Source organism: Paraburkholderia flagellata, assembly GCF_021390645.1.
Taxonomy (GTDB): Bacteria; Pseudomonadota; Gammaproteobacteria; order Burkholderiales; family Burkholderiaceae; genus Paraburkholderia; species Paraburkholderia flagellata.
On the sequence record NZ_JAJEJT010000003.1, the window covers coordinates 1,365,020 to 1,381,814 of the forward strand.

The following is a 16,795-nucleotide window of genomic DNA, read 5'->3' on the forward strand; positions in this document are numbered from 1 at the left end:
TGTGGCGCCTGCTCGCGTAACGCGGCATGCCACGGATTGATTGACGCTCAACTCTCGCGGATATATAGGATGACTAATCGTATTGCATTGGTAACAGGTGGTATGGGCGGCCTTGGCGAGGCCATCAGCGTGAAGTTGCATGATGCGGGTTATCGCGTCGTCGTGACGCATTCGCCCGATAACGCAGGGGCCAAAGACTGGCTCGCGCGCATGAAAGAGACCGACCGCGAATTCCACGCATGTGGCATGGACGTAGCCGACTACGACTCGTGCCAGCGCGGAGCGAAGAAGATTCAAAGCGAGATCGGCCCCGTCGATATTCTCGTGAACAACGCGGGCATCACGCGCGACATGACGTTTCGCAAGCTCGACAAGGTCAATTGGGACGCCGTGCTGCGCACGAATCTCGACTCGATCTTCAATATCTCCAAGCCGCTGTGCGACAGCATGGTCGAGCGCGCGTGGGGCCGTATCATCAATATTTCGTCGGTGAACGGCTCGAAGGGTTCGATCGGCCAGACCAACTACGCCGCCGCGAAGGCCGGCATGCACGGCTTCACGAAGTCGCTCGCGCTGGAAGTGGCGCGCAAGGGCGTGACCGTGAATACCATTTCGCCGGGCTATCTCGCCACGAAGATGGTGACCGCGATTCCTCAGGACATTCTCGATACGAAGATCCTGCCGCAGATTCCCATGGGCCGCCTTGGCAACCCGGGTGAGGTCGCGGCGCTGGTGCTGTTCCTGTGTTCGGACGAAGCCGGCTTCGTGACGGGCGCAAATATTCCTATCAACGGCGGCCAGCATATGCAGTAAAGCTATGCTAAACATGTACCGCGCATGAATGATGTCAGGCGAATTTCGCCTGATGGATGCGCAGCGCATGTGACGCCGGTAATCCATACCGACCGCCGCATTGCAGGGCGCGTGTAAAGCGCGCCCTGCAATGCGGCGGTTTGCATGGTGCCGCCGGGTTTGCGGGGCACGAACGGGGTGAAGCGTGCCGCTATAATTGGCCACCCCACGCGTGACCGGAGACTGGCCTTTGTCGAGCATTGCGAAACTGCTGTCCATCCTCGAACTCTTTTCCGAGGCGCGGCCTTTTCTTTCCGCCGAACAGGTGGCAGCCGAACTGCAATGCTCGGTGCCGACCGCTTACCGCTATCTGCGTGAACTCGTCGATACTGGCATGCTGCTGCGCTTCGTGGGCGGCGAATATGGCCTCGGCCCGCGCATCATTACGCTCGACTACCATTTGCGTATTTCCGATCCGCTGCTCAAGGCGGGGCAGCCGATCATGCGTGAACTCGCGGAGCAATCGGGCTTCGACGCCGTCATGTCGCGCTGGTATGGCAACGAACTCGTCGATACCCATCGGGAATCGCACGACGCCGTTTTCGACCTGCGCTATGGACGTGGCCGCCCGCGTCCGCTCTTTCTTGGCGCTGCACCGAAGGCGATTCTCTCTACGTTTCCCAAGGCGAAGCTTGCCGCGCTGTTCGAGCAGTACCCCGAGGACATCGCCGCTAGCGGACTCGGCGCGTCGCTCGAAGAATTCCGTGCGAGTCTGCTCAAGATCCGCCGCGCGGGCTTCTATCTCTCGAAGGGCGAACTCGAAGCGGGCATGTCCGCCGTCGCTTCGCCGCTCTTTACCGATGCATCCGGCGAGGCCGTGGCCTCGCTCGCGCTCGTCGTACCCGAGCAGCGCCTCGCGTTCTTCAACCTCGACCGCGTGGTCGAGGCCGTAAAGGAAGCCGCCGCGCGCATTTCCACGCGCGTGCGTGCATTGATCGAGTCATAAAGCGCTCGGGCGGCATCACGCTACGCCCATACGCGCCGCCATCTCCCCCTCCCACACCGCACGCGGCCGGAACCCCGGCAACGTGCTCGCATGGCGCTCGACCTCGGCCAGCAACGCCTCCTCGGGCAGCGTGAAGTCCACGCTCACGCGCATGGGCTGATCCACGTACCACGGCGTGTCGATGAAAATCTCCAGCCGGTTGCCCTCGGGGTCGCGCGCGTAGAACGAGATCGCATTGCCATGCGTGACCGGAACGATTTCCTCCATCCCTTCCTCCACGAAGCGCCGGTGAAAGTGCTTGAGCGTGGTGAGACTGTCTGCCTCCAATGAAATCTGGTTGATCGGATTGAACGGCAACTGTTCGGGCCTGCCGCTCGCCAGCACGATCTGGTGATGCACGCGGGGATCGCGGCTGAGAAAGACGAGGCTCACCGTGCCGCGCGGCGAGGGCAGCGTGCCGCGGTCCGTTACCGTGAATTCGAGCACGCGCGTATAGAAGTCTTCGACCTTCGCCATGTCGGTCACGAAAAAGCCCATGTGGCTGAGCGTGAGGCCGGTTCGCTTCGTGGTTTGTTTGGTGTTGGGCAGAGTCATGCTGTCTCCGGTAGTAGTGATAAACCCTGATAAGAATCAAGTTGTGCGACGCGTTTTTCGTAGTGTATTCTCAAAATACGATAAACGCACCAAGAAATGCGCGTCCCGATTTCAGAGAAAATTCACTCTTTATCAACGGAGCACCATGAAACTCGCCAGCTTTTCCACCCATGAAGGTTCGTCGTTCGGCGTTGTGCGCGACGGCGCGGTTTTCGACCTCAAGAAGCGCCTTGGCGGCCGCTATGCGGACCTCAAGTCGCTGATCGCGGCCGGCGCGTTTGCCCAAGCCGAGCAGGCCGCGAGCGAAGGCAAGGGCGACTATCCGCTCGCCGAAGTCACGCTCGAACCCGTCATTGCGAATCCGCAGCAGATCTTCTGCGTGGGACTGAACTACGCAGAGCACGTGAAGGAGACCAACCGCGAGACCACCGAGCAGCCCGTGATTTTCATGCGCTTGCCTGCATCGCAGGTGGGCGCGGGCGAGCCCATGCTGCGTCCGCGCGAATCCACGCAGTTCGACTATGAAGGCGAGATCGCCGTGATCATCGGCGAGGGCGGGCGGCGCATTGCCGAGGCCGACGCGTGGCGCCATATCGCGGGCTACAGCTGCTACAACGACGGCTCGGTGCGCGACTGGCAGCGCCATACGGGCCAATGGGGGCCCGGCAAGAACTTCTACCGCACGGGCGCCTTCGGCCCGTGGATGGTCACGAGCGACGAGATCGAGCCGAACGCGCTGATGACGCTCGTCACGCGCCTGAACGGCCAGGAAGTGCAGCGTGCGACCACGGAGATGCTGATCCACGGCATTGCGAAGCAGATCGCGTATCTCTCCACCTTCACGCCGCTTTTCCCCGGCGACGTCATCGTGACCGGCACGCCGGGCGGCGTGGGCGCGAAGCGCAATCCGCCGCTTTTCATGAAGCATGGCGACGTGGTGGAAGTCGAGGTGGATCGCATCGGCACACTCAGGAATCCCATCGCGGACGAAGCGTAAGTCGCAGGACGCCGTCCGCATGATGCGGGCGGCGCAGTCATCGACGCAACTAGCCACACAGTTAGCCACGCAGTTACCCTCGCATCAGGTGAATGGGATGAAGGATGTCGTAAACAATTCGGTATGCAAAGCAAATCCACCGCCCGACTATGATGTCGCGATCATCGGCTTCGGGCCGACCGGCGCGACGCTCGCCAATCTGCTCACGCTGCGCGGCCTGAAAGTCGTGGTGTTCGAGCGCGACAAGGACGTGTTCCAGCTACCGCGCGCCGTGCACTTCGACGGCGAATGCATGCGCGTGTTTCAGACTGCCGGAATCGCGCAAACGCTGCTGCCGAACCTCTTCGTCGGCCCCGGCATGAAGTTCGTGAACGCGCGCGGCGAACTGATGATCGACTGGAGCCGGCCCGGCGGCATTGGCACTCAAGGCTGGTGCGCAAGCTACAAGTTTCATCAGCCGGATCTCGAACGGGCGTTGCGCGCGCAACTTTGTGCGCGCGACGGGGCCGATGTGCATTTGCGTCACGAGGTGTTCGCGCTCGACGAACGCGATGACCACGTGCGCATCCGCTTCGAGGATACGGCGCAAGGGCGTCTTGCCAGCACCACGGCGCGTTACGTGGTGGGTTGCGACGGCGCGCGCTCGACGGTGCGCCGCTTCATCGGCACGGAGCTTGCCGATCTGAAATCGCACGAGCGCTGGGTCGTGGTCGACGTGCTGCTTGCGGGCGAGCGCGCCGATCTCGGCGACTACTCGATCCAGTACTGCGACCCTGCGCGCCCGACCACCTACACGCGCGGGCCGCACAACCGCCGCCGCTGGGAAATCATGGTGATGCCGGGCGACGACGAGCGCCGCATCGGCACGGCCGAATGGATCTGGGAGCGGCTCGCGCGATGGATCACGCCCGAGCATGCGCAACTCGAACGCTCGGCGATTTACACGTTTCACTCGGTGATCGCGCAAGGCTGGCGGCGCGGCAGGCTGCTGATTGCTGGCGACGCGGCGCACCAGACGCCGCCATTCATGGGGCAGGGCATGGCCGCGGGCATACGCGACGCCTCGAACCTCGCATGGAAGCTCGCCGATGTGATCGAAGGCGCGCTGCCCGAAACGCTGCTCGATACCTACGAGAGCGAGCGCGAGCCGCATGTGCGCACGTTCATCGAAACGGCGGTGCAGTTGGGTGGCGTGATTCAGGCGACCGACAGCGACGCCGTGGCCGCGCGCGACCGCGAGATGACGGCGGCGATTCGCGAGTTCCGCACGCCGCAGCCGCGTTTGGGGCCGGGCTGGCACGCGGGTGCCGCTGGCGGCGATATCGGGCCGCAACCCGTGTTCGAAGACGGTACGCGTCTGGACGACGCCGTGGGCTATCGCTTCGCGCTGGTCGTCGACGAAGCGCTTGCGCAACGCGCACAAGACGCGCTTGCGAACGCACCGCTACGCGAGCGCGTGGCGATCGTTCCGGCTACGCGCAAGCCGCTGCGAACCTGGCTCGCGGATACCGGCGCGCGTGCCGTGCTGCTGCGTCCGGACCGCTACGTTGGCGGCGTGGCGCACGATGCGAGCGAACTGGATGCGCTGCTCGAACGCGCGGGCGTTGCGCGTGCGCCGCGGCGGCGCGAGGCCGCGGCAGCTTGAGCCGGCTTGATCCCGCTTGGCCCCGTTTGACCCGGTCCCAGGGCGGCCCGCAATGCAACGCAGCCGCCCGGTCCGATGCTTTTGAAGAACAGGCGCAGGACGAAGATCCGCTAGCAGCCCCCAAGCGCCGCCATATCCAACATTAAGGAGAGCAAATGGAGACGACACCCATCCTGCCAGCGTCGCAGGCCGCTGCGCCTGGCCTGACCCGCGCCCAATGGAAGATGATCCTCATTGCGAGTCTAGGCGGCTCGCTGGAATTCTATGACTTCGTGATTTACGGATTCTTCGCGCACTCGATTGCCGCGCAATTCTTTCCGGCGAGCGATCCGCTCGTGAGCATGCTGCTCACGTTTTCCGTTCTTGCCATCGGCTATATCATCCGGCCGCTCGGCGGCGTCGTGCTCAGCAGCCTTGGCGATCGCATCGGCCGGCGGCCAGTGTTCGTGGGCTCGATCGTCGTCGTGACCGTGGCGACGATCTGCATAGGTCTGCTACCCAATTACGCGCGCTGGGGCATTGCCGCGCCCATCGCGCTAATTGGTCTGCGCGTGCTGCAAGGCTTTTGCGTGGGCGGCGAAATGCCCGGCGCGATCACCTATGCGGTGGAAGCGGCGCCGCGCCGCGCGGGCCTCGCGGCCGGCGTGATCGTCTGCGCGATCAATACGGGCGTGATGCTCGCGACGATCGTCAATCTCGCCGTGCAGTCCGCGCTCACCCCTGCCGACGCCGCGAGCTACGGCTGGCGCATTGCGTTCCTCGTGGGCGGCGTGTGCGGCATCGTTTCGTATCTGTTGCGCCGCAATCTCGACGAGTCGCCCGAGTTCAAGCAGATGCAGGGCGCCGTGGTGAAGCAGCCGTTTCGCGAAACGCTGCGCAATCATCGCGGCGCCGTGGTGGGCGGTGCGCTCTCGATTGCGGTGATGGCGGGCTTCAACGGCGTGCTCTACGGCCATATGCCTGCGTATCTGATCGAGACGTTGAACTACGCGCCGCGCGAGGCCGCGCTCGCACAGAATGCGTATTTGCTCGTAAGTTCGGCGGGGCTGCTCGCGGCCGCCTGGGCTGGCGACTTCGTGCCGCGCCGATACTTGCTGCGCGTTTCGTGCGTGCTGCTCGCCGCGCTTGCCTGGCCGTTCTACACAGCGCTCGCGGCGCACAGCGTGAACGTGGTCGTGCTGTTCGTGCTCGCTGCGCTGGTGTTTTCGCTCGCTAGCGGCACGTGGGCCTCGGTACTTGCGGACCTCTTTCCGGTGCAGGTGCGCTTTAGTGGCATCGCGCTCGCGTACAACGTTTCGGTGGTCGTGTTCAGCGGCTTTGCGCCGTTGCTCTGCGCGGCTTTCGTGCGCGCGAGCGGATCGCTGGCGGCGCCCGCGTGGTACGTGATCGGTTCGGCGCTGGTCGCACTGGTGGCGAACCTCGGGATGCACGCTTCGTCGCGCTCGCGGGTGGAGCGCCCGGCAGCGGCGGCAGGCTAGGCGTGGTCTCCTCGCGCTCCCGTTATCTGGGCACGCCCGATGCGCTAACTCGCAAGCAGCGGGCGAAAGCGCGCATCGGGTTGAGCACGGGCGAATGGCGCGACACGTGCGCGCTCACACGGAACCTCCACCTGGCGAAGGCTATAAGGGGAGCGCAATCTCCATGCTCGTTGCGAGCCGCTTCACGACCCGACCCGCAGCGTCGAGCCGCTGCGCGAATGAGCGCAGCGTATTGCAAGCAAGGAGGCAGCCATGAACCATCGCGAGAGCCCGGACGACGACGACAAGAACGTCAAGCATCCGCAGCACGAAAGCAGTGAGCCGCTCGCGCGGCGTCACCCGCATGAGCCGCGCTCGGTGGGCCGCCAGGGGCATAGCGACGTGGAAGGCGGGCAGGAGGACACCGACCGCTGGGGCGCCGATGCACACCAGGAGCGCACGAAGAACGACGCTCACGTGAACCGCAATTCGCGGGAGGGGCGGCGCTGACCGCTAAAGCCTTGCGCCCGCCCCTGTGTCCAGCTCTTACTTGGGCGAAACGTCGATGTCGCCGAAGTATTTGCGTGCGAGCGACGTGACCGTGCCGTCGGACTCGATCTTCGCGATGGCTGCGTTCAGGCGATCGCGCAGCGCCGTGTCGCCCTTGCGGATGCCGAACGCCACGCCGCTGCCCAAAATCTTGTCGTCGTGCACGGCCTCGCCTACGAACGCGAAGCCCTTTCCTTCGGGTAGCGAAAGAAAGCCTTTCTGGCCTGCGGGCGCGAGCAGCAGCGTCCCGTCCAGACGCCCGGCGACAAGGTCCGCGTAAATCTGGTTCTGGTCCTGGTAGGGCACGATCGACACGCCGGCCGGCTCCCAGTGCACCTTTGCGTAGGTTTCCTGAATCGACGATTGCAGCACGCCGACTCGCTTGCCCTTGAGCGATGCGGGGGTGGCCACGAGTCCGCTGTCACTGCGCGCGATCAGGCGGCTCGGCACGCGATAGATCACCGTGGTGAAGTCGATTGCCTCGCGGCGCTTTTCGGTAGCGTTCATCGCCGAGTTGATGGCGTCGAACTTGCGTCCTTGCAGCGCGGGAATCAGGCCGTCGAACGACGTCTCCACCCACTTGCAGGTCATGTTCGCCTTCGCGCACACGGCATTGCCGATGTCGATATCGAAGCCTTGCAGCGTCCCGTCCGAGGCCTTGGTTTCGAACGGCGGATACTGCGCCTCGACGCCGAAGCGCAACAGGTTGGCGTCGGCGAATGCCGATGCCGGGCCGAGTACGCCGCACACACATGCCAGCGCGAGGAACGCGTTGAATCGCTTCATGGTGATCTCCTTGCCTATCAGTTTGCCTGTCAGTTTCGTGGTGTTCCGAATGCGGGTGCTTTAAATCGCGCAAAGGCGGCGCGCGCCCTCGAGCAATGTTTCGTCATCCTTGGCAAAGCTCAGGCGGATGATGCCTTCGTCGGTGCCGTCCGTGTAGAACGCCGAGAGTGGAATCGTCGCGACGCGGGCATCGCGGATGAGCCGCAGCACGAAGTCGCTGTCGCGTTCATTCGAGAAGGACCGGAAACGCGCGAGCAGGAAAAAGCTGCCTTCGCTCGGCAGCAGTTCGAATCGCGAGGCTTCCAGCGCGCGTGCGAGCAGGTCGCGTTTGTGCTGGTAGAACGCCGCAAGACCCAGATAGCTTTGCGGTTCGGCAAGTGCCTGAGCGAACGCATACTGCATGGGCGTGTCGGCGGAAAACACCATGAACTGATGGACCTTGCGGATTTCGTCCATCAGCGCGGCCGGTGCGAGGCAGTAGCCCACGCGCCAGCCCGTGACGTGATACGACTTGCCGAACGACGAAACGATCACGCTGCGTTCGGCAAGCTCGCGGTAGCGCGCCATGCTCCGGTGTGGCGCGCCGTCGAACACCACGTGCTCGTACACTTCGTCGGAGAGAATCACGATGTCGGTGTTGCGCGTGAGCGCAGTGAGCCGCGCGATGTCGTCGTCGCCGAATATCGTGGCCGTGGGATTGTGCGGCGTGTTCACGATGATCATGCGCGTGCGCGGCGTGATGGCCGCGCTCACCGCGTCCCAGTCCACGCGGAAATGCGGCTGCGCGAGCTTGATCGCCACGGGCTTCGCGCCCTGCAGGCGCACGATGGGCGCATAGCTGTCGAACGCGGGCTCGAAGTAGATCACTTCGTCGCCGGGGTGTACGAGCGCGCTGATCGTCGAGTACAGGCCTTCGCTCGCGCTCGCGAGCACGGTCACTTCGCTCGACGGATCGTAGTGCGCGCCGTGAAGCGTCTCGAACTTGGCGGCGAGCGCTTCGCGCAGGTCGTCGAGGCCTGCCATCGGCGCGTACTGGTTGTGGCCTGCGCGCATGGCGGCGGCCACGTCATCCACGAGCTTCGCGCTCGGGTCGAAATTCGGTGCGCCTTGCGAGAGGTTCAGCGCCTGATGCTCGGCGGCAAGCTGGCCGATCACCGTGAAAATCGTCGTGCCTACATCGGGCAGCTTCGAGCGGGCCTGGGCGGCGCTCTGCATGGTAGGTCTCCCTTTGGGCGGCGGGCGGCCGCGTGACTTGAAAGGTGCAAGGCCGCAGAATGCGCGTGCCCCGCACGAAGCGGCCCATTACGCCGAAAGAGCGGCCCGCATGCAATCGATTAATTCTCATGCCTGCCATGCACTGCGCTCATGGCCGTACTAGGCCGTCGCGCGGTCACGCTCGATCCACTCGCTGAACAGCTGCACCTTCTTCTGCTGGGCCACGCACTCGGGGTACACGAAATAGTAGCGCGAGCCCGTGGGCACGGCGAGGTCGAAGGGCATGACGAGGCGCCGCGTCTCGACGTCCTCGCGCACGAGCGTGCGGTCGGTAATCGCGACGCCAAAGCCCTGCATGGCGGCGGTGGCCGCGAGATCGAGCGATTCGAACGTGGGGCCGAGATCGGCATCGACCTTTTTCGCGCCCGCGTGGGCGAGCCACAGGCGCCAGTCGGCGTGGTCGCGCGTGGGGTGCAGCAGGGTCTGGTGCGCGAGGTCGTCGGGCTTGACGAGCGGGCGGTGCGAGAGCAACTCGGGCGTGCAGACGGGCGTGAGGTATTCGTCGAAGAGCGCCACCGCGTGCATGTCGGCGCCGGGCGACGAGCCATAGATGATCGCCGCGTCGAACGGCTCCGCCTGGAAGTCGACTTCGTGCCCCCACGTGGTCGTGATCTGGATCTGCAGGTCGGGGTGCTCGTTCTGGAAGCGCATGATGCGCGGCAGCATCCAGCGCATCACGCAGGTCGGCACCTTGAGCGCAAGCTCGGTGCGCTGGCGCGTGAGGCGTTGCGAGGCTTCCTCGATGCGCCCGAAGCCGTCGCGCACGGCGGGCAGCAGCTGTTCGCCTTCGGCGGTGAGCGTGAGACCCTTGGACGAGCGGCGAAAGAGCGGCAAGCCGTAATACTGCTCGAGCGTGAGGATTTGCCGGCTCACGGCGCCTTGCGTGAGGCAAAGGTGCTCGGCCGCGCGCGTAAAGCTGCCGTAGCGGGCGACCGTTTCGAAGATTTGCAGGGCGTTGAGCGGGGGTAGGCGTCTCATGGCAGTCGTTGGGCGGCCGGGCGGGCGCACGCATCCGGCGGGAATCGAGCCGCTATGATACGACGGACGCCCGTTTCAATCGTCCGCGCCGCCTGTGCTCGGTGCCTCTCCTGCCGCGCGTGCCGCATCGATCGTTGCGTGCGCACCAAACAGGGCGCGGATGCCTGGCCCGGAAAGGAACATCGCTTCGGCGTTGTGGCCCGCGCCCGGCACTTCGAACCACGCATGGCGCAACTGTGGATGTCGTGCGCGCAGGTAGGCGTAGTAGGCGCGGGCGCGCGCGAGACGGTGCGGCCCCTGCGCGCTGGCTGCGCACGAGCGGTCGAGCGCCGCGTGCGCGGGGTCGCAATCGAGTTCGCCTGCCAGATAGACCACTTCCCGCACGACATAGTGGCGTTCGAGGGTAGCAGCATCTCGCGTTGCCGCCGCATAGCGCGGGAGCTTGCGCATGCCGTATTTCCAGTCGTCGACGTCGGGGCAGGCGGCGTGATCCGCTGGACCGAAGCCGCCGTCTGGTTGTGGGCGCAACGAATCGAAATACACCCAGGAAGAGGGATTCGCGATCACGAAGCGCAGGCTCACGCCGAGTTGCGCGCATTGCTCGGGCGCGGCGCTCAATATCGCATAGCGATGCGCGACCTGTGCGCCGCCCGAATGCCCCGCGATCACGATCTCGCGCAGCGCTGGATAGCGCGAGCGATCGGCAAGCTGCGCGACGAGGGCGTCGAGGGCGTCGAACGAACTCAAGGGCGCGGGGCCGCGCGCATCGGCTCCGCCCATCCATGCGGTCCATTCCCAGTGCAGGAAATCCGCACGCGCGCAGTGGGGCTCGACATCGGCGCTTGCCAGGAACTGCGGCACGATGACGAGCGTGGTGTCGTCATGCGCGGAGGAAGCGGCGCGGGCGCGCAGTGTCGAGCGCAGATAGGCGTCGGCGTCGCGCAGGCGGCCGTGTAGCACGACGAGCGCGCGCGTGGCTCGCTCGCTTGCCGTGCAGCCGCCCACGAACATTGGCATATTGCCGCTGCCTTGCGCCGTGACGACAGGCAAGAGGACCTCGCCGATAGCGCGCACCGGGTACTCGTTGCGCGGGCGTACATCGCTCACGAAGGGCTGCTCGTTCATGCCGACTCCGACTCCGCCGGCCACGCATTGGGCTCGCGCAGCAGGCGCCGGCCCGACACGCTTGCAAAGACGAGCACGAGCGACACGATGCCCGTGACGATGAGATACCACGCCGGAACGATGCGCGAGCCGGTCACGCCGATCAGCGTCGAGACCGTGAGCGGCGCCATGCCGCCGAACAAGGTGACGGCGATGTTGTACGAGAGCGCGACGCCCGTGGAGCGCGTGGACGTGGGGAAAAGCTGCGTGAGCATGCCGGGGTGCGCGCCGGACATCAGGCTCAGCACGACGGTCGCGACCATTTGCGCGGCGAATACGCGCTCGGGCGTGGGCGCGGCGAGCACCCACGCGAAGAGCGGCCAGGCGGCGCAGATCCAGACGAGCGTCACGGGCAGGAAGAGCCGGTAGGCGCCAAAGCGGTCGGCGAGCTTGCCCGCGAGCGGATAGCCGATGATACCGATGAGCCCCGACGCCGCCGTGCCGAGCAACGCGCTCTTGAGCGGCAGATGCAACTGGCGCTCGACATAGAGCGGCATATACGAATGCCAGAGATAGTTGGTCGCCGCGCCCACGGCGATCACGCCCACGGCGCACAGCGCCGCGTCGCCGCGCTCGCGCAGGAACGCGCGCAAGGACTGGCGCGGCGCGTGGCCGAGGCGCTCGCGCAGCTGCACGAACTCCGGCGATTCGGCGACCTTGTGGCGGATATAGAAGCCCACCGGGCCCACCAGCGCGCCGAGCAGGAAAGGCACGCGCCAGCCCCATTCGAGGAGCGCGGCGGGTGTGAGATGCGTGGTCAGCAGAAAACTGCATGCGGAGGAAAGCAGCAAAGCCACAGCCTGGGACGTCATCTGAAAGCTGCCGTAGAACATCTTGCGACCTTGCGGCGCGTACTCGGTGAGCATCGACGCGGCGGTGGCGAACTCGCCGCCCACCGAGAGCCCTTGCAGAACGCGCGCGAGCAGCACGATGAGCGGTGCGGCAATGCCGATCGACGCATAGCCGGGCGTGACGCCCATGAGCAAGGTGCTCGCCGCCATCAGCACGATCAGCGCCGACAGGGTCCGACGCCGCCCGTAACGGTCGGCGAACGCGCCGATCACCACACCGCCGAGCGGTCGCACGACGAAGCCGATCGCGAAGGTGGCGAGCGTGAGCGTGATCGACAGAAAGCTGCTGTGCACCGGGAAAAACACCTGCGCGATGGTCTTCGCGAAATAGCCGTAGATGAGGAAATCGAACCACTCGAGCCCGTTGCCGATGACGGAAGCGAGCACGGCGCGGCGTACCTGCGAGGTGGTGAGGGCGGGCGCGTCGAGCGCGGTGTGCCCTGCTTCAAGAATGGATTGCATATGTCTCCGGATGTCGTCGTTGGTGTTTTCCTCACAGACTAGGGAGTTGAGCGGCAAATGTAAAATACATATCAGATTGGGTTGCCATATCCAATACCTATACCGGAGCGTCCCTATGGAGCTACGTCACCTGCGCTACTTCCTCGCGGTTTGCGAAGAGCGCCAGTTCACACGCGCGGCCGCGCGCCTGCACATGCAGCAGCCCCCGCTGTCGCAGCAAATCCAGGAGCTCGAGCAGGAGCTGGGCTTCGCGCTTTTCACGCGGCAGCCTCGCGGCGTGGAGTTGACCGCGCCGGGCGAGGCGTTCGCTGCTTGCGCGCGCAACCTTCTGCGAACGCTGGAGCAGGGCGTCACGCATGCGCGGCGGGTGGCGCTCGGGCAGGCGGGCAAGCTGCATGTGGCGCTCACGAGTTCGGCAGCGTTTCATCCGCTCGCGCCAGCCGTGATCCGCGCGTATCGCGACGCGCATCCCGACATCGCCATCGAGCTTAGCGAGATCAACGCGGCCGAGATCATCGAGATGATGATGAACGCTCACGTCGATGTCGCGATCCTGCGCAAGCCGATCGAGACGCCCGCTGAGTTGCGCTTCGAGCGCATCGCTCAGGAACACATGCTGCTCGTGCTGCCGGCGGGGCACAGGCTGGCGGGTACGCGTGCGGTGTCGCTCAAGCGGCTGGCAGGCGAGCCGTTCATCTTCGTGCGGCGGCCAGGCGCTCCCGGCATGTACGCCGATTTCGTGCGTGCCTGCGAAGCCCAGGGCGTGCAGTTGCGCGTGGTCGACGAGGTGCCGCGCATGGTCACGGCGATCAATCTCGTGGCCGCGGGCGGCGGCGTGACGCTCGTGCCGGCTTCCATGCGGCGCTATCAGCAGGAGAGCGTGCGCTACTGCCGCGTGGCCGGGGACGAGGCGTTTCGCGCGCCGCTTCATCTCGTGACGAAGCCCGCCGTGCGCAATCCGGCGGTGGAGCGGTTCCGCGAAACGGTGTTTGCGTTTGTGGAGCGTTCGCGCGAGAGCGGCTGAGTCCCTCAAATATTTTCGTCCGGCCCCTTTCGGATTGCTTCGACCTGCCGTTAACCCGTATGCCTCGATACGGGCGCCAGGCACAATCACAAAAGCAAGACGAATAGACAGTGGCAACGAGAATCATCGAAGGAGCGGCAGTGCGGGCCGCAACCGGGCGCGAGACGCCCATCGCAGGCCGTCCGGCAGCGGTGCGCTTGCTCCGCAAGCTACGCAACCACAAGTCGAGGCTCGCGCTGCTGGCCGTCGCGGCGGGCTGCGTCATCACGTTCGCGTCCTGGCTGGACGGGCAACTGCGGCCCGCGCTCGAGGCGCGCGAGCGCAACGAGCAGGCCGCCGAGGATCTGCGCGAGCGCTTCGCTCCCTGCTTGCCAAATGCCGGGCGCAGCGCGAACTCGTGGTGCGGCGCTGTGAGGATTCCGCCGCCGCCCCCGCCGCCCGTTATGCCGATTCCCCTGATCGCGGGTGCGCCCGCGGCGTTCTGCACGGCCAACGGCAGCCCGTCCTGCTGATCTGCTTCATGCGCGTTGCCGGGTAGCGCCGATACGTGACGACGTCACCCCGGCGTCTCGCCCGCCAAGCCCTCGCACGTCTCGAACAACAGCGCCCGCACCCACTGATGCGCGGGTGAGCGATGCGTGCGCTCGTGCCATGCGAGCGTTTTGGTGAACCCCGGTATCTCGAGCGGCGGTTCGGCCACGGCGAGCCCTTGCGCACCGCCTTTCGCGTCCTTCACGAGCCGGGACGGCACGACCGCAATCAGATCACTCGTCAGCAAAATATCGGGCAGGACGAGAAAACTGTTTACCGACACCGTCACGCGCCGCGCGCGCCCCAAGCGCGCCAGCGCCTCATCCGTCACGCCGCTCAGGCTCCCGCCCGCATACGACACCAGCGCGTGATCGAGCGCGCAAAACCGCTCCAGCGTCAGCCGCCGCGCGGCGGCGGGGTGATCCGCGCGCATCACGCATACGTAGCGCTCGTCGAAGAGGCGGCGTGCGTGCAGGTCGGCGGGCGTGGTCTCCGGCGTGATCAGGGCCATATCCACGTCGCCGCTTTCCAGTTGCGCCTGAAGGCGCTCGTGCTGGACCGGCACGATCACGGCCCGCACGCCGGGCGCCCTTTGCCGCAGACGCGCCAGAAACGGCACGACGACCGCGCGCAACGCGTAGTCGGTCGAGGCGAGCGTGAGCGTCAGCTGCGCCTCGGCCGGCTCGAAGGCGCGCGGCTGCATCATCTGCTCGATTTCGCCCAGCACCTGCTTGAGCGGCGCGGCAAGCTGCAGCGCGCGCTCGGTCGGCACGATGCCACGTTGCGAGCGCACGAACAGCGGATCGCCGAAACTCTCACGCAGGCGCGTCAGCATCGCGCTCACAGCCGGCTGCGTGAGCGACATACGCTGCGCGGCGCGCGTGACGTTGCGTTCGTCGAGCAGGGCGTCGAGCGCCCGCAGGAGGTTCAGATCGAGCATTCTGATATCAACACGGTTTATGGCGAAAATCATGATCCGCGATTGGATTTATTTCAGCATAGCCCGCATGATTTCTCGTGTCCACCGCACCGAAACCGACAGCATCGAAAGGTAACGAACATGAACGAGATTTTCTGGCCCGAAGACTATTTGCCCGGCACGACCGACAACTTCTGTTCCAACGAAGTGATCGTCGCGGGCCTTTCCACCGCCGACGTCTGGCCGCTGCTGAACAAAGCGACCGCGTGGCCGGGCTATTACAGCAATTCCGCGGACGTTGGCTTCCACGGCGGCCGGGGCCCCGAACTGAGCGCGGGCGCGCGCTTTCACTTCAAAACCTTCGGCTTTCCGGTGCAGGCCAAAGTGACCGAACACGTGCCGCCGGCTGCGGGCCAGCCTGCGCGCGTGGCGTGGCACGGCTGGGCGGAGGGCGACGAAGAAACGCGCCTCGACGTACTGCACGCATGGCTCATCGAAGACCTTTCCGGTGGCCGCGTGCGCGTGCTTACGCAGGAATCGCAGAAGGGCAAGCCCGCCGAGGAACTGGCGAAAACGCGCCCGAATCCGATGATCAACGGGCATCAGGACTGGCTCGACGGCCTCATCGAAGCCGCGCGCAAGGTCAAGGGAGCACGGTCATGAAGGCCGCCGTGTTGCGTGCGCCGGGTGGCCTCGACCGGATCGAACTGCGCGATATCGCCGAGCCAGACGCCCCCGGCGCCGGCGAGATCCGCGTGGAACTTCATGCCACCTCGCTCAATTTTCACGATCTGCTGGTGGCCAACGGCGCCATTCCCACGGCGGATGGACGCGTGCTGATGGCGGACGGCGCGGGCGTGGTGTCGGCCGTGGGCGCGGGCGTGACGGAGTTCAAGCGCGGCGACCACGTGGTGTCGTGCTTCTTTCCGCAATGGGCGGACGGCTTGCCGTGGCAGGCCGTGGGCAACTTCGCGCAGACGCCCGGCGACGGCGTGGACGGCTTCGCGACCTTGCACGCCTTGCGGCCCGCGAGCGCTTTTACGCTCGCGCCGCGCGGCTGGACCCACGCCGAGGCGGCCACGATCACGACGGCGGGGCTCACGGCATGGCGCGCGCTGGTGGCCGACGGCGGCCTCAAGGCGGGCGACACCGTGCTGACGCTCGGCACCGGCGGGGTATCGATCGCGGCATTGCAGATCGCGCGGATGATGGGCGCTTCGGTCATCGTCACGTCGTCATCGGACGAGAAACTTGCTCGTGCGAAGGCGCTGGGCGCCGACCAGGTGGTCAACTACCGGCAGCACGAAAAGTGGGGCGCGCTCGTGCGCGACATGACGGGCGGCAAGGGCGTCGATCACGTGATCGAAGTCGGCGGCCCGGGCACGCTTGCCCAGTCGATCGACGCGGTGCGCGTGGGCGGCCACATCGCGCTGATCGGCGTGTTGACCGGACGCGAAGGCACCGTGCCGACCTCCGTGCTCATGGCGAAACAGGCGCGCCTGCAGGGCTTGATCGTTGGCAGCCGGCGCCAGCAGCAAGAGTACGTCGCGGCGCTCGACCAGGCCGGCATTCGCCCCGTGCTAGACCGCACGTTCGGGCTGGACGAGCTTGCCGATGCGTTTCGACATCAGCAGGCTGGGGCGCATTTCGGCAAGGTCTGCGCGGCGTGGTGAGGCCAATGCGGCGCCGCCATGGTGACATTGTGGCGCCGTGTTTCTGGTCGTCGTGGAAATTGATTTGGATAGCGAATTAATTAAGGAGGTAT

At 65.6% G+C, this 16,795-nt stretch carries 17 protein-coding genes; 10 read left to right on the plus strand and 7 right to left on the minus strand.

The annotated features are described in order from the left end of the window. Window positions 1–69: 69 nt before the first annotated feature. Window positions 70–813 (plus strand): acetoacetyl-CoA reductase, encoded by a 744-nt coding sequence (phbB, locus tag L0U83_RS29880; protein WP_233887725.1) that lies wholly within the window; start codon window positions 70–72, stop codon window positions 811–813. Between the two features lie 229 nt (window positions 814–1,042). Next, entirely contained in the window at window positions 1,043–1,798 is a 756-nt protein-coding gene (locus L0U83_RS29885; protein WP_233887726.1) for an IclR family transcriptional regulator, read from the plus strand. Window positions 1,799–1,813: 15 nt separating this feature from the next. On the opposite strand, the gene L0U83_RS29890 is transcribed toward L0U83_RS29885, so the two are convergent. Next, the gene (locus L0U83_RS29890) at window positions 1,814–2,392 is read right to left on the minus strand and encodes a VOC family protein (protein ID WP_233887727.1); all 579 of its coding nucleotides are present in this window, start codon (window positions 2,390–2,392) and stop codon (window positions 1,814–1,816) included. A 145-nt stretch (window positions 2,393–2,537) separates the two neighbouring features. Here L0U83_RS29890 and L0U83_RS29895 point away from each other — a divergent pair, with 145 nt between their 5' ends. The 4 genes from L0U83_RS29895 (at window position 2,538) to L0U83_RS29910 (ending at window position 7,001) form a co-directional block, all read left to right on the plus strand. After that, complete coding sequence (locus L0U83_RS29895; RefSeq protein ID WP_233887728.1) at window positions 2,538–3,389, plus strand: fumarylacetoacetate hydrolase family protein; 852 nt, start codon at window positions 2,538–2,540, stop codon at window positions 3,387–3,389. A gap of 97 nt (window positions 3,390–3,486) precedes the next feature. Beyond that, window positions 3,487–5,034: a bifunctional 3-(3-hydroxy-phenyl)propionate/3-hydroxycinnamic acid hydroxylase MhpA gene (gene mhpA / locus L0U83_RS29900; protein WP_233887729.1), complete on the plus strand. Its 1,548-nt coding sequence runs from the start codon at window positions 3,487–3,489 to the stop codon at window positions 5,032–5,034. Window positions 5,035–5,189: 155 nt separating this feature from the next. Further along, a complete protein-coding gene (locus L0U83_RS29905) occupies window positions 5,190–6,512 on the plus strand; it encodes an MFS transporter (protein ID WP_233887730.1) in 1,323 nt (440 codons plus the stop codon). 252 nt (window positions 6,513–6,764) lie between these two features. Beyond that, a complete protein-coding gene (locus L0U83_RS29910) occupies window positions 6,765–7,001 on the plus strand; it encodes a hypothetical protein (RefSeq protein WP_233887731.1) in 237 nt (78 codons plus the stop codon). A gap of 36 nt (window positions 7,002–7,037) precedes the next feature. On the opposite strand, the gene L0U83_RS29915 is transcribed toward L0U83_RS29910, so the two are convergent. From L0U83_RS29915 to L0U83_RS29935, 5 genes are all read right to left on the minus strand, one after another. Next, window positions 7,038–7,826 (minus strand): ABC transporter substrate-binding protein, encoded by a 789-nt coding sequence (locus L0U83_RS29915; RefSeq protein WP_233887732.1) that lies wholly within the window; start codon window positions 7,824–7,826, stop codon window positions 7,038–7,040. A 60-nt stretch (window positions 7,827–7,886) separates the two neighbouring features. Beyond that, on the minus strand, window positions 7,887–9,041 hold the full coding sequence (locus L0U83_RS29920) for a methionine aminotransferase (protein WP_233887733.1): 1,155 nt from the start codon (window positions 9,039–9,041) through the stop codon (window positions 7,887–7,889). Between the two features lie 159 nt (window positions 9,042–9,200). Beyond that, window positions 9,201–10,079: a LysR substrate-binding domain-containing protein gene (locus L0U83_RS29925; protein ID WP_233887734.1), complete on the minus strand. Its 879-nt coding sequence runs from the start codon at window positions 10,077–10,079 to the stop codon at window positions 9,201–9,203. Window positions 10,080–10,154: 75 nt separating this feature from the next. Further along, window positions 10,155–11,204, minus strand: a complete 1,050-nt coding sequence (locus L0U83_RS29930) for a hypothetical protein (RefSeq protein ID WP_233887735.1) — start codon at window positions 11,202–11,204, stop codon at window positions 10,155–10,157. Next, window positions 11,201–12,556, minus strand: a complete 1,356-nt coding sequence (locus L0U83_RS29935) for an MFS transporter (RefSeq protein WP_233887736.1) — start codon at window positions 12,554–12,556, stop codon at window positions 11,201–11,203. Before L0U83_RS29935 ends, L0U83_RS29930 begins: the two co-directional genes overlap by 4 nt. Before the next feature lie 115 nt (window positions 12,557–12,671). Between L0U83_RS29935 and L0U83_RS29940 the strand changes: the two genes are divergently transcribed. Further along, entirely contained in the window at window positions 12,672–13,580 is a 909-nt protein-coding gene (locus tag L0U83_RS29940; protein ID WP_233887737.1) for a LysR family transcriptional regulator, read from the plus strand. Between the two features lie 110 nt (window positions 13,581–13,690). After that, window positions 13,691–14,092, plus strand: coding sequence for a hypothetical protein (locus L0U83_RS29945; protein ID WP_233887738.1), 402 nt, complete (start codon window positions 13,691–13,693; stop codon window positions 14,090–14,092). A 44-nt stretch (window positions 14,093–14,136) separates the two neighbouring features. Here L0U83_RS29945 and L0U83_RS29950 read toward each other — a convergent pair whose 3' ends face one another. After that, window positions 14,137–15,051, minus strand: a complete 915-nt coding sequence (locus L0U83_RS29950) for a LysR family transcriptional regulator (protein ID WP_308445083.1) — start codon at window positions 15,049–15,051, stop codon at window positions 14,137–14,139. A gap of 120 nt (window positions 15,052–15,171) precedes the next feature. Here L0U83_RS29950 and L0U83_RS29955 point away from each other — a divergent pair, with 120 nt between their 5' ends. Both L0U83_RS29955 and L0U83_RS29960 read left to right on the plus strand, forming a co-directional pair. Next, window positions 15,172–15,693, plus strand: a complete 522-nt coding sequence (locus L0U83_RS29955; protein ID WP_233887740.1) for an SRPBCC family protein — start codon at window positions 15,172–15,174, stop codon at window positions 15,691–15,693. Beyond that, window positions 15,690–16,703, plus strand: a complete 1,014-nt coding sequence (locus L0U83_RS29960; protein ID WP_233887741.1) for a zinc-dependent alcohol dehydrogenase family protein — start codon at window positions 15,690–15,692, stop codon at window positions 16,701–16,703. Before L0U83_RS29955 ends, L0U83_RS29960 begins: the two co-directional genes overlap by 4 nt. The last annotated feature ends 92 nt before the right edge of the window (window positions 16,704–16,795 follow it).

What these genes read in the sequence shown, in the direction of transcription:
- phbB (WP_233887725.1), top strand. Translation starts at nt 70, where the DNA reads ATGACTAATCGTATTGCATTGGTAACAGGTGGTATGGGCGGCCTTGGC.
- L0U83_RS29890 (WP_233887727.1), bottom strand. Translation starts at nt 2,392, where the DNA reads ATGACTCTGCCCAACACCAAACAAACCACGAAGCGAACCGGCCTCACG.
- L0U83_RS29895 (WP_233887728.1), top strand. Translation starts at nt 2,538, where the DNA reads ATGAAACTCGCCAGCTTTTCCACCCATGAAGGTTCGTCGTTCGGCGTT.
- mhpA (WP_233887729.1), top strand. Translation starts at nt 3,487, where the DNA reads ATGAAGGATGTCGTAAACAATTCGGTATGCAAAGCAAATCCACCGCCC.
- L0U83_RS29905 (WP_233887730.1), top strand. Translation starts at nt 5,190, where the DNA reads ATGGAGACGACACCCATCCTGCCAGCGTCGCAGGCCGCTGCGCCTGGC.
- L0U83_RS29910 (WP_233887731.1), top strand. Translation starts at nt 6,765, where the DNA reads ATGAACCATCGCGAGAGCCCGGACGACGACGACAAGAACGTCAAGCAT.
- L0U83_RS29915 (WP_233887732.1), bottom strand. Translation starts at nt 7,826, where the DNA reads ATGAAGCGATTCAACGCGTTCCTCGCGCTGGCATGTGTGTGCGGCGTA.
- L0U83_RS29920 (WP_233887733.1), bottom strand. Translation starts at nt 9,041, where the DNA reads ATGCAGAGCGCCGCCCAGGCCCGCTCGAAGCTGCCCGATGTAGGCACG.
- L0U83_RS29925 (WP_233887734.1), bottom strand. Translation starts at nt 10,079, where the DNA reads ATGAGACGCCTACCCCCGCTCAACGCCCTGCAAATCTTCGAAACGGTC.
- L0U83_RS29930 (WP_233887735.1), bottom strand. Translation starts at nt 11,204, where the DNA reads ATGAACGAGCAGCCCTTCGTGAGCGATGTACGCCCGCGCAACGAGTAC.
- L0U83_RS29935 (WP_233887736.1), bottom strand. Translation starts at nt 12,556, where the DNA reads ATGCAATCCATTCTTGAAGCAGGGCACACCGCGCTCGACGCGCCCGCC.
- L0U83_RS29940 (WP_233887737.1), top strand. Translation starts at nt 12,672, where the DNA reads ATGGAGCTACGTCACCTGCGCTACTTCCTCGCGGTTTGCGAAGAGCGC.
- L0U83_RS29950 (WP_308445083.1), bottom strand. Translation starts at nt 15,051, where the DNA reads ATGCTCGATCTGAACCTCCTGCGGGCGCTCGACGCCCTGCTCGACGAA.
- L0U83_RS29955 (WP_233887740.1), top strand. Translation starts at nt 15,172, where the DNA reads ATGAACGAGATTTTCTGGCCCGAAGACTATTTGCCCGGCACGACCGAC.
- L0U83_RS29960 (WP_233887741.1), top strand. Translation starts at nt 15,690, where the DNA reads ATGAAGGCCGCCGTGTTGCGTGCGCCGGGTGGCCTCGACCGGATCGAA.